Annotated in this window: 16 protein-coding genes; 12 read left to right on the top strand and 4 right to left on the bottom strand. The window is 61.9% G+C overall.

The window, feature by feature from the left end; all coding sequences use genetic code 11:
* Positions 1-50: 50 nt before the first annotated feature.
* The 8 genes from ABIE28_RS16080 (at position 51) to tsaA (ending at position 8,520) form a co-directional block, all read left to right on the top strand.
* The gene (locus ABIE28_RS16080; protein ID WP_354064664.1) at positions 51-1,016 is read left to right on the top strand and encodes an ABC transporter permease; all 966 of its coding nucleotides are present in this window, start codon (positions 51-53) and stop codon (positions 1,014-1,016) included.
* Positions 1,013-1,939, top strand: a complete 927-nt coding sequence (locus tag ABIE28_RS16075) for an ABC transporter permease (protein WP_354064662.1) — start codon at positions 1,013-1,015, stop codon at positions 1,937-1,939. Before ABIE28_RS16080 ends, ABIE28_RS16075 begins: the two co-directional genes overlap by 4 nt.
* Positions 1,936-3,420, top strand: a complete 1,485-nt coding sequence (locus tag ABIE28_RS16070; RefSeq protein ID WP_354064660.1) for a Sapep family Mn(2+)-dependent dipeptidase — start codon at positions 1,936-1,938, stop codon at positions 3,418-3,420. Before ABIE28_RS16075 ends, ABIE28_RS16070 begins: the two co-directional genes overlap by 4 nt.
* On the top strand, positions 3,413-5,026 hold the full coding sequence (locus ABIE28_RS16065; protein WP_354064658.1) for a dipeptide ABC transporter ATP-binding protein: 1,614 nt from the start codon (positions 3,413-3,415) through the stop codon (positions 5,024-5,026). Before ABIE28_RS16070 ends, ABIE28_RS16065 begins: the two co-directional genes overlap by 8 nt.
* A gap of 183 nt (positions 5,027-5,209) precedes the next feature.
* Positions 5,210-6,241, top strand: coding sequence for an iron ABC transporter substrate-binding protein (locus tag ABIE28_RS16060; RefSeq protein ID WP_354064656.1), 1,032 nt, complete (start codon positions 5,210-5,212; stop codon positions 6,239-6,241).
* A 32-nt stretch (positions 6,242-6,273) separates the two neighbouring features.
* Positions 6,274-7,251, top strand: a complete 978-nt coding sequence (locus ABIE28_RS16055; protein ID WP_354064655.1) for a FecCD family ABC transporter permease — start codon at positions 6,274-6,276, stop codon at positions 7,249-7,251.
* Positions 7,242-8,036, top strand: coding sequence for an ABC transporter ATP-binding protein (locus ABIE28_RS16050; protein ID WP_354064653.1), 795 nt, complete (start codon positions 7,242-7,244; stop codon positions 8,034-8,036). Before ABIE28_RS16055 ends, ABIE28_RS16050 begins: the two co-directional genes overlap by 10 nt.
* Positions 8,026-8,520 (top strand): tRNA (N6-threonylcarbamoyladenosine(37)-N6)-methyltransferase TrmO, encoded by a 495-nt coding sequence (gene tsaA / locus ABIE28_RS16045; RefSeq protein WP_354064651.1) that lies wholly within the window; start codon positions 8,026-8,028, stop codon positions 8,518-8,520. Before ABIE28_RS16050 ends, tsaA begins: the two co-directional genes overlap by 11 nt.
* Here the strand turns inward: tsaA and ABIE28_RS16040 are convergent.
* Together ABIE28_RS16040 and ABIE28_RS16035 are read right to left on the bottom strand one after the other, a co-directional pair.
* The gene (locus tag ABIE28_RS16040) at positions 8,517-8,933 is read right to left on the bottom strand and encodes a DUF6314 family protein (RefSeq protein WP_354064650.1); all 417 of its coding nucleotides are present in this window, start codon (positions 8,931-8,933) and stop codon (positions 8,517-8,519) included. The two genes, tsaA and ABIE28_RS16040, sit on opposite strands and share 4 nt — an antisense overlap.
* Entirely contained in the window at positions 8,930-9,817 is an 888-nt protein-coding gene (locus ABIE28_RS16035) for a LysR substrate-binding domain-containing protein (protein WP_354064649.1), read from the bottom strand. The genes ABIE28_RS16040 and ABIE28_RS16035 overlap by 4 nt, the downstream gene beginning before the upstream one ends.
* Before the next feature lie 91 nt (positions 9,818-9,908).
* Here ABIE28_RS16035 and ABIE28_RS16030 point away from each other — a divergent pair, with 91 nt between their 5' ends.
* Both ABIE28_RS16030 and msrC read left to right on the top strand, forming a co-directional pair.
* On the top strand, positions 9,909-10,685 hold the full coding sequence (locus tag ABIE28_RS16030) for a class I SAM-dependent methyltransferase (protein WP_354064647.1): 777 nt from the start codon (positions 9,909-9,911) through the stop codon (positions 10,683-10,685).
* Positions 10,686-10,763: 78 nt separating this feature from the next.
* Entirely contained in the window at positions 10,764-11,264 is a 501-nt protein-coding gene (msrC, locus tag ABIE28_RS16025; protein WP_354064646.1) for a free L-methionine (R)-S-oxide reductase MsrC, read from the top strand.
* A 6-nt stretch (positions 11,265-11,270) separates the two neighbouring features.
* On the opposite strand, the gene ABIE28_RS16020 is transcribed toward msrC, so the two are convergent.
* Positions 11,271-12,197, bottom strand: coding sequence for a bestrophin family protein (locus tag ABIE28_RS16020; protein WP_354064644.1), 927 nt, complete (start codon positions 12,195-12,197; stop codon positions 11,271-11,273).
* Between the two features lie 71 nt (positions 12,198-12,268).
* Positions 12,269-13,102, bottom strand: a complete 834-nt coding sequence (locus ABIE28_RS16015; protein WP_354064642.1) for a helix-turn-helix transcriptional regulator — start codon at positions 13,100-13,102, stop codon at positions 12,269-12,271.
* 91 nt (positions 13,103-13,193) lie between these two features.
* Between ABIE28_RS16015 and ABIE28_RS16010 the strand changes: the two genes are divergently transcribed.
* Together ABIE28_RS16010 and ABIE28_RS16005 are read left to right on the top strand one after the other, a co-directional pair.
* Complete coding sequence (locus tag ABIE28_RS16010) at positions 13,194-14,087, top strand: SDR family oxidoreductase (protein ID WP_354064640.1); 894 nt, start codon at positions 13,194-13,196, stop codon at positions 14,085-14,087.
* Positions 14,088-14,188: 101 nt separating this feature from the next.
* The gene (locus tag ABIE28_RS16005) at positions 14,189-15,160 is read left to right on the top strand and encodes a LysR family transcriptional regulator (RefSeq protein WP_354064639.1); all 972 of its coding nucleotides are present in this window, start codon (positions 14,189-14,191) and stop codon (positions 15,158-15,160) included.
* Positions 15,161-15,192: the final 32 nt, after the last annotated feature.

Below are 15,192 nucleotides of genomic sequence, written 5' to 3'. Positions count from 1 at the left end.
GATGACGGAGCTGCCAAAGGCGCCGTCATCTCCTGCACTTAGAGACAGCAATGCTCCGTTACATCTTCCGCCGGACGCTGATCGCGCTTCCAGTCCTATTGGCGATCTCGGTGGTTGTCTTCGCGCTGCTCAACCTGCAGCCCGGCGACCCCTATGTCAGCATGATCGACCCGCAGACCTCGCCGGAGCAGAAGGCCGAACTGCTGGCCCGTCTCGGCTACTCCGATCCAATCTGGCTGAAATACGTGAAATGGCTTGGCCGCGCGCTGACGGGCGATCTCGGCTATTCGCTGCAATATGGCGCCAAGGTCAGCGACATCATCGCCAGCCGATTGGGCAATACGGCATTGCTTGCCGGCAGCGCGCTGTTCCTGACGCTGGTGGTTGCCGTGCCTGTTGGCCTCTATACCGGACTGCGCCGCAACAGCCGGGCCGATCTTGCCATCTCCATGCTGTCCTTTGTCGTGGTGTCGATCCCGACCTTTTTTCTGGGCATGGTGCTGATCAAGGTGTTCGCGGCGGACCTGCGTTGGCTGCCGACCTCGGGCGTCGTCACCGTTGGTGCGAAACGGGTGGGGCTTGATCACGTCATCGACGTGGCGCGCCACCTGGTGCTGCCCGCCGTCGTGCTGGCGGCGTCCAATATTGCGATCATGAACCGTTATCTGCGTTCGAGCGTCAGCGAATTGCTGGGGCAGGATTTTATCCGAACCCTTTTCGCCAAGGGGTTGTCGCGTCGGCAAATCATCAATCCACATCTGCTGCGCAACGCCGCCAAGCCGCTCGTCACCATCATCAGTCTGGAGATTCCGGCGCTACTATCGGGCGCCTTGCTGACCGAGACGGTGTTCAGTTGGCCGGGCATCGGGCGGTTGAACTACGAGGCCGTCATCAACCGCGACTACGCGCTGCTGATGGGAATTATCCTGTTTCTCGCGGTGATCACGCTGTTCGCCAATCTGATCGCCGACATCGTCTATGCCATCGTCGATCCACGCGTGCGGGTGAGCAAATGAGCGCGGAAATCCTCTCTCTCGAGCCCGCTGCGACGCCCGCAAAGCGCCCGCGTCTGGTCTCTGATCCATACTTCATCGCGGGCAGCACCATCCTGCTGCTCATCATCGCGCTGACCGCCGCTGCGCCTTTGATCACGTCAATCTCGCCAAACGAAATCGACCTGCTCAACCTTGAGGCTGCTCCGAGCGCCGCCCATTGGCTGGGCACCGACGAGCTTGGCCGCGATGTATTGTCGAGACTGCTCTATGGCGGCCGCATTTCGGTGCTGGTTGGTATTGCAGCCGTCGTCGTGCAGGTGCTGATCGGCGTAACGCTCGGCGCGGTCGCCGGCTATTTCGGCGGCAAGACCGACATCCTGATCATGCGGCTGACCGAAGCGGTGATGTGCTTCCCGTTTTACGCCATCGCCATCACCCTTGCGGCGATTTTTGGCGCCAGCATCTGGAACGTCATCATCATCATCGGCGTGTTGAACTGGACGGGTTTGGCGCGCCTGATCCGGGCCGAGTTCCTGTCGCTGCGGGAGCGCGAGTTCGTGCTTGCGGCACGCGCTATGGGCGTCGGATCACTGACCATTATCGTGCGGCATCTGCTGGCCAACGCCTATGGCCCGCTGCTGGTCTACGCCACGCTGGCGGTAGCCAACGGCATTCTCGCCGAAGCGGCCCTGAGCTTTTTGGGGCTGGGCGTGCGCCAGCCTGATCCGAGCTGGGGCAACCTGCTGTCCGCCGCGCAGAGCATGCGTGTGCTGTCCTATTGCTGGTGGCTCTGGGTACCACCGGGCATCGCCATCATCCTGATGGTGCTCGCGATCAATCTGATCGGCGAAGCGCTGTCAAAATCCTTCAATCCACAATCTTCGGCCACGCTGCGCGACATGCAGTCAAAGCCCAATCAAACGACAAAGGCCAATGCGTCATGAGTGAACTTTCTCCATCCGAAACAGACCTGCTTGTTCGCGTTGATGCGTGGCTCGCCCAGCACCGTGACGAATACATTGCCGACATTCTCGATTGGGTCGCGATCCCCAGCGTGTCTGACGCCAGCCTCGCACAGCCGGGCGCGCCATTCGGTCCAGAGGTCGACCGTGCTCTGACGCGCGCCGTCGAACGCGCACAGGAACTCGGCTTCAAGACCGAGACCCATGATGGCTATGCGGTATCGATCCTGTGGGGTGAAGGCGCCGAGGACATCGGGCTGGCATCCCATCTCGACGTGGTCCCCGCCGGCGATAACTGGGAGTTCCCGCCCTACGAGCCCTTCGAGCGCGACGGCTACATCCTCGGGCGCGGCGCGTCCGACAATAAGGGGCCAGCCGTCGGCGATCTCTATCTGCTGCGCATGTTCCGCGATCTTGGCCTCAATTTCGCGCACCGGCTGCGGGTGATCTATGGCGGCGCCGAAGAAACCGGCATGGCCGATCTGGAATATTACGCAAAGCACGCGCCGGTGCCCAAGCTTTCGATTGTGACCGACGGCCCCTTTCCGGTGAACTATGCCCAAAAGGGCAACCTCAACGCGACGCTGCTGCTTCCCGCGGGCCCCGTGCTATCCAAACTCAGTGCCGGCATCGCCCGCAACGCCGTGCCGTCTGACGCCACTATCGCGCTGCCCAATCACACACATGCTGAGCTTGTGGCGCGTATTGCTGAACTTCCCGAAGCGCTCGGCGCAGTGATTTCGGCGCAGGAGATCGATGGCGCAGTGACGCTTTCGGCCAAGGGCCATGCCGGGCACTCGGCATTCCCCGAGGGGACGTCCAACGCCATCCCGTTGTTGGCGCAGGCATTGATCGAGGCCAAGCTCGTCGAAGGGCAGGATCTGCAGGCGGCAAAGGCGCTGGCGCAAATCCTGGCAACGCCCTATGGCGACGGCGCTGGCACCGCGCGGGAAGACGCGGCCTCGGGCAAACTCACCCAGAATGGCGGCATTGTCCGCCCACACGCCGACGGCATCACTCTATTGCTCGACATTCGCTACCCGATTTCGGTGACACACACTGAGCTGGTCGACGCGCTCAATCACGCAGCGCAGCCCTTTGGCGGCAGCGTGATCGAGATTGAACACGCTGCCCCCGTCTATATCGCCAAGGACGATCCTCTGGTCGTGCTGCTGCAGGACACGTTCGACACAGTGACCGGTTCGACCACCGAGCCCTTTGCCATGGGCGGCGGTACCCATGCGCGCGTCCTGCCCAATGCCATCACCTTTGGTCCTGGATTTGGCCGCGTACCGGGGGTAACCACACCCGGCGAAAAGCCCAGGCGTCCGCCATTTATCCGCGAAGGCCATGGGTCGCCGCATGGTCCCGACGAGGTCGTTTCGATCGACAACCTGTTCGCCAGCCTGCGCATCTATGTCATTGCGCTGGTGCGCCTCGACGCGTTGCTGGCAAATGGCTGACGAGCCGATCCTTGCGATCAGGGACCTGACAGTCGCATTCGGTGCCAAAGCCGAGCGTGCGTTGAACGGGGTATCGTTCGACCTCAAACGGGGCGAGGTTCTCGCCCTGGTTGGCGAATCCGGCTCGGGAAAGTCGGCCACAGCACTCGCCGTGCTGGGCCTGCTCCCGCACGTCGCCAAGGTGTCTGGTACCGTGCACTATGACGGGACTGATTTGATTTCGGCCCGTCGCGACAAGCTGTTCGCTATGCGCGGCAGCGGCATTGCCATCGTGTTTCAGGACCCGGTGGCGGCCCTCGATCCGGTTTTCACCATTGGCTACCAGCTCGCTGAAACCATCAAGGTTCACCAGCCTGACCTCTCTGCCAGCGAGGTGCGCCAGCGGGCCATATCGCTCTTGGCGCAGGTGGAAATCGCCGATCCGGAGCGGCGCCTATCCAGCCATCCGCACGAAATGTCCGGGGGGCAATTGCAGCGCGTCATGATCGCCATCGCGCTTGCCGGCAACCCCGACATCATCATCGCCGACGAACCGACGACGGCGCTCGATGTCACGGTGCAACGGGAAGTGCTCAACCTGCTGCGACGACTCAATCAGGAACTTTCGACGGCGATCTTGCTGATCACCCACGATATGGGCGTGGTGGCCGATCTGGCCGACCAGGTGATCGTGCTCCGTCACGGCCGGATCGTCGAGACGGCCCCGGTCCTTGAACTGTTCGAAAGTCCGAAGCACGATTATACCCGCAGCCTCCTGGCCGCCGTGCCCAAGCGTGATGCGGACCACGTCGCGCCGCAACTTGAGGGCGAGCCCTGGGTCAGCGTGCAGGATCTGCACATCGCCTATCGCACCGGATTCAGGCAATCCGCAGATATCGTCCGCGACGTTTCCTTCGATATCCGTCCGGGCGAGATCTTGGGTCTTGTGGGTGAGTCCGGGTCGGGCAAGTCCAGCATTGGCAAGAGCCTGATCGGCCTCGCCCCGGTGACCTATGGCCGTATCCTGATCGAAGGGCAGGATGTCAGTCAGGCTCGCCGACACACGCGGGAACTGCGCAGCCGTATCGGGGTGGTGTTCCAAAGCCCGTCCGGTTCTCTCAACCCGCGGCTGACCTTAGGCGACGTCATTGCCGAACCGTTCCGTGCCCACCGCCGCCTCGCATCGGCTGATCTGGCCAAGGCTGTCGACCGCTTGCTGGATCAGGTCGGTCTCCCTTCGTCCTGGAGAAGCCGCTATCCGCACGAACTCTCCGGCGGTCAAAAACAACGCGTCGCCATCGCCCGCGCCATCGCCTTGCGTCCGGCCCTCCTTATCGCGGACGAACCGACACCGGCACTCGATGTTTCCGTGCAGGCAGACATCCTCAAACTGCTCAAGGACCTGCAAGCCGAAAGCAATTTCGCCTGTCTGTTCATCAGCCACGACCTGCTGGTCGTCCAAAACCTCTGCAACCGCGTGATTGTGCTGCGCCACGGCCAGATCGTTGAATCCGGCCCCACCAACGCCGTCCTCGGCACCCCCCAAGACGACTACACCCGCACTCTGGTCCTCAGCGCGCCGATCGCCGACCCAAGACGACAGGCAGAGCGACGCGCGCTGGGATAGAGCGGCGATTGAGCTTATCGACATGGCCATTCCCGCCGTCACCACCGTGTTCGCGTGCATGCTGGGCGCGCCGCCCGGTCCTATTTCGCCGAATGCTAGATCGCGCGACGTTGTGATCGTTATGTTTCTTCCGACATATCGACGTGCAATAGATACCGGGAACGAATCCAACGGGAGAATGGAATGTCCGGCCGTCTAATTGCCCTCGCGATCCTTGCGATCAGCAGCACCGCCGTCGATGCACGCGATTTCACCGATGCCGGTGGCCGCGTCGTCGATGTGCCTGATGTGATTGCTGTCGCTCTGCCGGCCGGTCCGCCAGCCGCCGTTCTGCTCTATACGCTGGCGCCCGACAAGCTCGCCGGCTGGGTGAACGAACCGAGTGGCGCAGCCGCCGCATTCCTGACACCTCAATCCGTTGCCCTGCCAACCTATGGCCGCCTCACCGGCAGCGGTGGCGACGCCAATATGGAAGTCGTGCTGCAGGCCAAGCCCGACATCATCATCGATGTGGGCACGGTCAATCCGACCTATATCGACCTGGCCAACCGGGTGCAGGAACAGACGGGCATCCCCTATATCCTGATCGATGGCAGCTTCGAAAAATCCGGCGAAACCTATCGCCTGCTGGGCGAATTGCTCGGCGAAGAGGCCCGCGCCGAAGTGCTGGCTACCTATGCGGACGACACACTGGCGCAACTTGCCACGACGCTGGCCGCCGTGCCTGCTGATCAGCGCCCGAGCATCTATTATGGTCGCGGCGATGAAGGCCTCGAAACCGGCCTGTCGGGGTCGATCAATGTCGAAATCCTCGAAGCTGCAGGTGCCACCAACGTCGCTGCCGCCGCTGGCAAGGGCGGGCTGACCGATGTTTCGCTGGAGCAAATCCTCGCCTGGAACCCCGATATCATCATCGCGGCCCGGGGCAGCTTTGCCGAAGCGGCCAAAACCAACCCCGATTGGTCATCGATTGCGGCCGTCAAATCCGGCGCGGTCTATGTGGCGCCGTCGCTGCCCTTTGGCTGGATCGATTCCCCACCATCGGCCAACCGACTGATAGGCGTGCGCTGGTTGCAGGAACTGTTCTACCCAGACGCCGTGGACATTGATCTCGCGGCTGACACCAAGGCTTTCTACAGCCTGTTCTACGACGTCGACCTCACAGAGGCGCAGGTCGGAAAACTGGTCGGCGGAGCGCTGCCAACCGCACACTGATCCGAGTGAAAAACCAAACTCCAATCTGGCTGATGGCCGCAGCGCTTGTTGTGGCCATCGTGCTGTCGATGATCATCGGCAAATATCCACTGACTGCAGGCGAGCTGGCCGATGCCTGGCTCGGCTGGGCCTGGGGGCATGATCAACTCGATCCCACCATTGCAACAGTGGTGTGGAATGTCCGCTTTCCACGCGTCGTCGCGGCGATATTGATCGGCGCGTCTCTGGCCGCCGCAGGGGCAGTATTTCAGGCGTTGTTTCGCAACCCGCTGGTGGCGCCCGACATACTGGGCGTCTCGGCGGGGTCGAGCCTTGGCGCAGTGCTCGGCATCTTTTTGTCATTGCCGGTGATCGCCATTCAACTGACCAGCTTTGCCGGAGGGCTGATTGCGGTGCTCGCCGTCTATGCGGTGGGGATGGCGATCCGCAATCGGGACCCGGTCCTGACCTTGGTTCTAGCTGGCGTGGCCATTGGCGCACTGGCAGGTGCGGGCATTTCTCTGATCAAGATTTTGGCCGATCCCTATGATCAGTTGCCTGCGATCACCTACTGGTTGCTTGGCAGCCTGACCTCCGTCACGCGGGGCGATGCCTTGGGTATTCTGCCAGCGATCGTGATTGGCCTCGCGCCACTGATTGCGTTTCGCTGGCAGGTCAATCTCATGTCGCTGGGCGATGAAGAGGCCAAGGCGCTGGGCGTTGAAACGCGTTGGCTGCGGCCCTTGCTGATCGCTGGCGCCACCTTGGTGACGGCGGCATCGGTCTCCATTGCCGGCGTCATCGGCTGGATCGGCCTCGTCATTCCCCATATCGCTCGCATGCTGGTCGGGCCAGATTTTCGCAGACTGCTACCGGCATCCATGCTGCTCGGCGCCAGTTTTCTGCTGTGCGTCGATATTCTTGCGCGCACCGTTGCACGCATCGAGGTGCCGCTCGGCATCCTGACCGCAGCAATCGGCGCGCCGTTCTTTCTGTGGCTGCTGGCTGGCGGGAGGCGCGGGTGGCAATAGCGCTTCAACTCGACAAGGTTGGTGTCGGCTATCACGGCAAGGCGGTGGTCGAAGATATCTCGCTCGAAATTGCCAGCGGCATCACCTGCCTGCTCGGCCCAAATGGTGCCGGCAAGACGACCTTGTTCAAGGCCATGCTGGGGCTGCTGCCCTGCGCGTCCGGCACGATCAGCCTGTTTGACCGCCCCTTGCAGAATTGGTCGCGCCGCGACCTTGGCCGTGCCATCGGTTATGTGCCGCAAGCCCACGCCGCACTGTTCCCCTTCACGACACTCGATGTCGTGCTGATGGGGCGTTCGCCGCATTTGTCGGCCTATGCAAGCCCATCGCGCGCCGATGAGAGCATCGCGAGAAATTGCCTTGATCGGCTGGGTCTGCTGTCCCTTGCGGCACGCCCCTATACCGAACTCAGCGGTGGCGAGCGGCAGATGGTGCTGATTGCTCGCGCGCTGGCCCAGCAACCGCAAATCCTCTTCATGGATGAGCCAACGGCCAGCCTCGACTATGGCAATCAGATCAGGGTTCTCGACCAGGCACGCGCCCTGGCCGATGACGGCATGACCATCGTCTTTTCCACGCACAATCCCGAGCATGCGCTGCGGATCGGCGACGATGTAGCCCTGATTTTCGCGGGCGGGCTCTATGCCAATGCGGCGCCAAATCTTGTACTGACGCCGCAAACCATGCGCGAGGTCTATGGCGTCGACGTACTCATAGGCACGCTGCCCGGCGCTTCAACGCCATCCATCGCGCCCAAACCCAGAGAGATGTCCAATGTTCCGTGAACAGGAAATTCGACAAGGCGAAGTGCAGGTCGCCGTGCCCGAACAGGTCGATGCCTGGCTGATCTATATCGGCCGCATCCACACGCCCTGGACCTCGCGGATGGAGTGCCCGCGACAGGGGCGGCACGATGGGCCGCTCTGCCGGATCGAGATATTTTCGCCCTGGGTGCAAGGGCTGCAGGATGTCGGCCTATACGAGCGACTTGAGGTCCTCTACTGGCTCGATCATTCGCGTCGGGACCTCATTCTGCAAAGCCCCAAAAGCGATGGCACGACGCGTGGCGTCTTCTCCATTCGCTCGCCAGTCCGCCCCAATCCCATCGCCACCTCCATCGTTCAGTTTGAGCGGATCGAGGGCAATATGCTCTATGTGCGGGGCATGGATTGTCTCGACGGTACGCCGTTGCTCGACATCAAACCAGACCGCACCCTGTTCTCGCCACTGGCAGCAGCACAGCCCGGCGACTTTCAGGTCGGCGACTAATCCTGTCGTTTGAACTCGGTGCGAATCACGTAGGCTTTGCGCGGACCGTCGACGGCGTGGACGATAAGAAATCTGTTCGGCAGGTGGAATTCATAACGGCTGTCGTAGATGTCGGGCGGGCAAAGGTGATGACCCGAACCTGTCAGGCCGTGTGCAGTCTCCGTTAGATCAACGCGCTGAAACAGCCGCGGTGGCGCCTCGTCGAAAAACACCTCAAAACCGTCAGCCCGGACCTGGTACAGGTAGGATCGGTTGAAGGCGAAGCTGCCATTGGCGATCTGGAGCTGGCCAACCTCGCGATAGTCCAACAGGCCATCGGGGCGTTCGGAGAACACCGCGGTCCCTGTCATCTGGCCTTGCCCGGAAATGCTGCGTTCAAACGACCAATTTCCGATGAGCTGGTTCAGGGTCACGGCGCCAGCGCCGCAGGTTGCCCAAACGCTGCCGCTTCCAGCGCCAGCCAGTCGCAAAACAGTGCAGACTTGCGATGCCCCCGCGAACGCCGTTGCAGCGCAATATAGGTCTGACCGCTTGGGATAAAGCCGAGGGGTGCAGCCAAAATCCCGGAGCGTACATCATCGGCGACCAGCGGCCAGGGCGCGATGCAGACGCCGAGCCCGGCCGAGGCAGCTTCGAGCATGAAATAGAAATGCTCATACTCATTGCCATGCGTGCCATCGGCAGATCTACCTGCGCGCTTGCTCCAATCCGCCCAGGCATGTCGGCGCGTGCGCGAATGCAGCAGCGGCACACTCGTGATATCCGCCGACACCGCAGCCGCAAGCGCAACTGCCGCGACGGGACCGATCTGCTCGTCGAACAGATGCGTCGCGTAAAATTCAACAGGCCATGGTCCGACACCAGCACGAATGGCGACATCGAAACTATCGCGCGCGCCATCCACCGGCTTGCTTGAAGCGCTAAGCCGCACTTCGATCTCCGGATGGGCCTGACGAAACCGATAGAGCCGTGGGATCAGCCAGCGCATGGTGAACGTGCCCGGGCAGGAGACGTCGAGCGTGCCATCCTCGGTATTGGCGACCGAGCGCACCGCCAGATCCAGCTGGTCAAATGCAGGCGTCAGCCCAAGCATCAGCCGACTACCCGCCTCGGTCAGCCGCAAGGCGTTCTTTGGTCCTTCGAACAGCGTTACGCCGAGCAAGTCTTCAAGATGCTGCACCTGTCGGCTGACGGCGCTATGCGTCACATGCAATTCGTCAGCCGCCAGCGTCATGCGACCAAGCCGGCCGGCTGCCTCGAAGGCGCGCAGGGCATTGAGCGACGGCAATTGCCTCATGTGATTTTTCCGAACATAGCGTGTTTGTTCATATCGTTTTCCAACCGTCACGTCAGCGTGCTTTTTGGCGCGGTAGAGCAAAGGAATTGTGATGGACAAGCGACACGCAGACGGCAGCGCCGGCGATGCAAATTACGGCGTTATCGGCGCAAATTACACAAACTACCGTCAGCCCGAGCCCTACTTCGCCCAGCGCATTGCAGCGGCTCTCGGCGGGGCCAAAAGCGTCCTGAACGTCGGGGCCGGCGCCGGCTCCTACGAACCCACGGACCGCGACGTGACCGCGCTTGAACCCTCCGCCGCCATGCGTGCGCAGCGTCCCGCCCATCTCAGTGCCGCCATCGACGGCGTGGCGGAAAGCCTGCCCTTTGCCGACCAAAGCTTTGACGCGAGCATGGCGACCTTCTCGGTGCATCAGTGGAAAGACCTCAAGGCCGGTCTCGCCGAAATGCGGCGCGTCACGCGTGGCCCAGTGCTGATCCTCAGCTGTGACCCGGCGGCGCTCGACCGGTTCTGGCTCAATGACTATGCCTCCGAAGCCATCGCCACCGAAGCCCGACGTTACCCTTCGCTTGAAGCCATCACCGACGGGCTCGGTGGGCATGTCGAAGTCCAGTCTCTCCCGATCCCGCTGGCGTGCGTGGATGGCTTCAGCGAGGCCTATTACGGCCGCCCCGAGCGACTGCTGGAATCCGGCGCGCGCCTCGCCAATTCTGCATGGAGTTTCGTCGACCCATCGGTTGGCCCACGCTTTGTCGAGCACCTGACGCGTGACCTCGCCGATGGCATCTGGGACCGCGCGTATGGCAACCTGCGCAACCAACCGTTCTTTGATGGCTCGCTCCGCCTGATCGTCGGCCGTCCTTGATTTGCATTGCCTGCTCCCCACTTTCGGCTAGCCGCAAAAGCCTGGTCGCAATAGGGTGCGGGCAACCAAGGAAGACGCATGTATCAGGCCTCAGCATTTGACAGTTCAACCCTCAGCAAGTCCGAACTCTATGAGGATGTGAGGCTGCATCTGAAGGGGCTGTTCACCGGCGAATCCAATATGATCGCCAACGCCGCCAATTTCTCGGCGCTGCTGTTTGACCGGCTGCCAGACCTCAATTGGGCCGGGTTCTATTTTCTCGACGAAGCCGGCAGCGAGCTGGTGGTCGGCCCATTCCAGGGTAAGCCGGCCTGCGTGCGCATTGCCGTTGGCCGAGGCGTGTGCGGCACCTCGGTTGCAACCGGGCAGTCCATCGTTGTGCCCGACGTGCGCGAATTTCCCGGCCATATCGCCTGCGATGCCGCCTCGCGATCCGAGCTGGTGGTGCCGCTGCGCCGGGGCGACACGGTCATCGGCGTTCTCGATCTCGATAGCCCGACGCCCAACCGGTTCGATGACATCGACCGCGTCCATATCGAGCAACTGGCCGCCGATTTCGTCCAGAGCTTTGCCGCCTGATCGCTCTTAGGTTAGCAGGTAATTGACCGGCTTGGGTGCTGGCGGCAGGCCCGTCTCGCCCAAAGCGGCGCGCAAATTGAGCTCGATCATATCGGCGATCGCGGCAATCGGCAGATCATTGGGCTCGTTGCCAAAGGGTTCTTCCAGCTCATCGCCAAGCGCGTCGAGGCCAAAGAAGGTGTATGCAATCAGCGCCGTGGCGAAGGGCGTCGCCCAGCCCAGCATATCGGCATAGCCCAGCGGCAACAGGAAGCAGAACAGGTACGCCGTCCGGTGCAAGAGCAGCGTGTAGCCGAACGGCACGGGCGTATTGCGGATGCGCTCGCACCCCGCCAGCACGCCTTCCATCTGGTCGATTGTTGCATCAAGCAATTGGAACTGGATATCGCTGAGCGTTCCGGCCACATGCAGCACGGCCAGACGCTGCGAGATCAGTTGCAATATCGCCGACGGCGAGCGGTCTCTGCTCTCAAAGAACTCACGTTCCGGCGGCGATAGAAAGCGATTGGCCTTGTCGCTATTTGCGCCGTCGCGCAGATGCGGCACCAGCGCATGGCTGAAGGCTATGGCAAGGGTCAGCAGATCACGCCGCTGCACCGTGCCCTCCGGTCCGGGGCGCTCGGAAAGCAATAGCGTCTGCCGCGCCAGTGTGCGGCAGAGCTGGATCAATTGCCCCCAAACTTTGCGCGCCTCCCACCAGCGCTCATAGGCGGCGTTATTGCGGAAGGCGAGAAACACCGACAGAGCAATGCCGAGCAGGGTGAACGGCGCACCATCAAACACCGGCACCACATTGGGCATGGCCTTGTGCACCCAGACGATCAGCCCGGAAAGCAGGAACACGACCGTAAAATGCGGCCAGATGCGCGGCACCACCGATCCACGCAGGATGAAGAACAGCTGCCAAAGCGGTGGACGCGGACGGACGATCATCGGGAAGTTCTCTTGTAGGCCGCGATCTCACTATGCCGCAACGCACTGGAGATAAAGTGGGAAGACGCAGTCTATCCGCGCGACGCCATCAGGGTGCGGATGTGATCCGCATCCTTGGGCGTGACGGGATTGTAGACGATCATGCCCAGATCTGGTCGCCCATCGACGGCGAAGCTGGAATATTCAAGCTCGATCCGGCCCAAAGTGGGGTGGCGTAGCCGCTTGGTGCCTTCTCCATGCGTCAGCACATCATTGTCGCGCCAGAGCGTGAGGAACTCGGCGCTCTTGCCGCATAACTCATCGACCAGGCGGCTGACGTCAGATTGCGGGCCTGCCCGCACCGCATCGGCCCGAAAGGCGCCGACCACGAAACGGGCCATGCCGTCCCAATTATCCTGCGCGGCGCGAATATCCGGATTACAGAAGATCAGCCGAAGGATATTGCGCTCGGCTGGCGGTAGCGCCGCGTAATCGGTCAGCACCGCAGCGGCGGGACGGTTCCACGCAACCACATCCCAGGTTGTTGTCTTGATCAGGGCAGGGCTAACCTCGAAGGCATCGAGCAGACGCTGCAGCCGTGGCGAAACGCCTTCAAACGCAGTCTTGCGCATGTCCGGCGCGTGGCCGAGGGCGAGCATGAAGATGTGCTGGCGCTCGGCCTCTGTCAGCATCAGACCACCGGCTATCCGGTTCAGCACGTCGGCCGAAGGCGCACCCCCGCGGCCCTGTTCGAGCCAAGTGTACCATGTGGGGCTGATATTGGCGCGTTGCGCCACTTCCTCGCGCCGCAACCCAGGCGTGCGGCGTCGGGAAACCGGCAGGCCAAAGGCGGCAGGATCAAGCCGGCCGCGGCGATCCTTGAGGAAACTGCCCAATGCATTCGAAACAGCCGCCGACATCGCCATCCTGTGAGGATTTATAATATGATAAAGTCACTACTTTAAAAGGATAAAATCTAGCGCCATTGCTCTCCCCGCGCAATCAAGGAGTAGAGACATGCGGATATTTTTGACCGGCGCGACGGGATTTATCGGGTCCCACATCGTGCCCGAACTCATTCGCAGCGGCCATCAGGTCGTTGGGATGACGCGCTCGCAAGCGGGCGCCAAGGCTCTCATGGAGGCGGGCGCCGAGACGCATTTCGGCGATATTGAAAACCTCGAAAGCCTGCGGATCGGCGCTGCCCAAAGCGATGGTGTCATCCACACCGCCTTCGACCACAATTTTGCAAATTTTGCCGCCAACTGCGCCAAGGATTCCCGCGCCATCGATGCCCTCGGCTCTGCCTTGCAGGGCTCTGACCGACCACTGATTATAACCTCGAGCACCGCCATGGGCACCGCGGCCCCTGGTCAGGCCGCGACGGAAGACTACTTCAATCCCGCCAACCCCAACCCGCGCGTTGCCTCGGAGCTGGCCGGGCAGGCCCTATCGGCGCGCGGTGTGAATGTCTCCGTTATTCGCCTGTCCCAGATCCACAATACGGTGCGGCAGGGATTGGTCTCGGACGTCATTGCGCTCGCTGCGGCCAAGGGCGTTTCGGCGTTCGTGGACGGCGGGATGAACTGCTGGTCAGCGACCCATGTGAGCGACACCGCGCGCCTCTTCAGGTTGGCGGTCGAAGCGCAGTCGCCCGGCGCCCGCTATCATGCGACTGCCGAAGCAGCGGTCCCTTTCCACCAAATCGCCGAAGCCATCAGCCGTCGTCTCGGCGTTCCCGTGGCCGATCTGCCCCGTGCAGATGCAGTCGAGCATTTCGGCTGGCTCATGGCTTTTGTGGGCAAGGACATGTCGTCTTCAAGCGCCAGGACACAGGCGCAACTGGATTGGCATCCAACCGGACCGACACTGCTGGACGATCTTGAGCACCTGTCGTCCGTCGCGCATTAAGGCTGTTCCGCAGCGGCGACCAATGTCGGTCTGTCCATCTTCGGCATAATTCTGTACCAGCTTGGAGCCCATAGAAGACGAAGGACATCTGGTGCATCAGGATGAGTAGCCGTTCCAATTTCTTCGGCCTCAGTTTGCGCGATCTTGATATTCTGCGGCGGCTGCTCAATGAGCGTAGTGTGTCGCGGGTGGCGAGCCAGCTTGGCCAGAGCCAGCCCTCTGTCAGCGCCACGCTGCGTCGGCTGCGCGACATTTTCGGCGATCCGCTGCTGGTGCGGTCGGGGCAACGCATGGTGCTCACCGACAAAGGCATGATGGTGTCGGCCCATGTCGAGGAACTGGTCAACGGCTTCGTCGAACTGCTGGAGTCCGACGAAACATTTGATCCCGCCACCTCCGAGCGCACCATTCGCATCGCGGCGGCAACGTCGTTCGAGTTCTTCCTCGTGCCGCATCTGATAAGCGAGCTGCACAAGATCGCGCCGCGATGCCGACTGGAGCTTTTCGTGCCTACGCTACAAAGCGGCGTCGAAACCGGGCGCGAGAACGGAGGGCTGGATGCCATTGTCGGCAACTGGCCTGTCCCGCCGCAACATCTCAAACATATGCCACTGGCGAGTTCCGAGCTGGCGTGTCTTGTTTGCGCCACCCATCCCCTGCCGGCTGGGACGCGGTTGACGCTCGAGGAATATGTCCGGCTCAACCATATCTCGCCGTCGTCCCAGCAGGATCTTTCCATCAGTCCCATCGAAGGCATGCTGCTGCGCCATGGCCTTGAGCGGCGGGTGGTGGTTTCGGTGCCCGACTACTCGATCATCCCGCAGCTTCTGCCCGGAACCGACTACGCGTTCACGGTCGGGCGGCGCTATGCCGAGCACGCGGCGCGCGACGGCACGCTCAAGCATCTTGTCATGCCTGAGGAGCTTAGCGTCATGGCGTTTTACCTGCTGTGGCATGAGCGCTCGCAGTCGAGCCGCTATCACCGTTGGCTGCGCGAAACGATCCGGCGGCTGGTGCGTGAGCGCGATGTGCTGGCCGTGCCGGAGGCGTCCCTCATAAGGGCGCGATTATGACAGCTATATGATATCGGCAACTGTTCTTGGCT

Origin of the sequence: Devosia sp. 2618 (assembly GCF_040546815.1) — a bacterium.
Lineage (GTDB): Bacteria > Pseudomonadota > Alphaproteobacteria > Rhizobiales > Devosiaceae > Devosia.
This window is presented reverse-complemented; position numbering and strand designations above follow the sequence as displayed.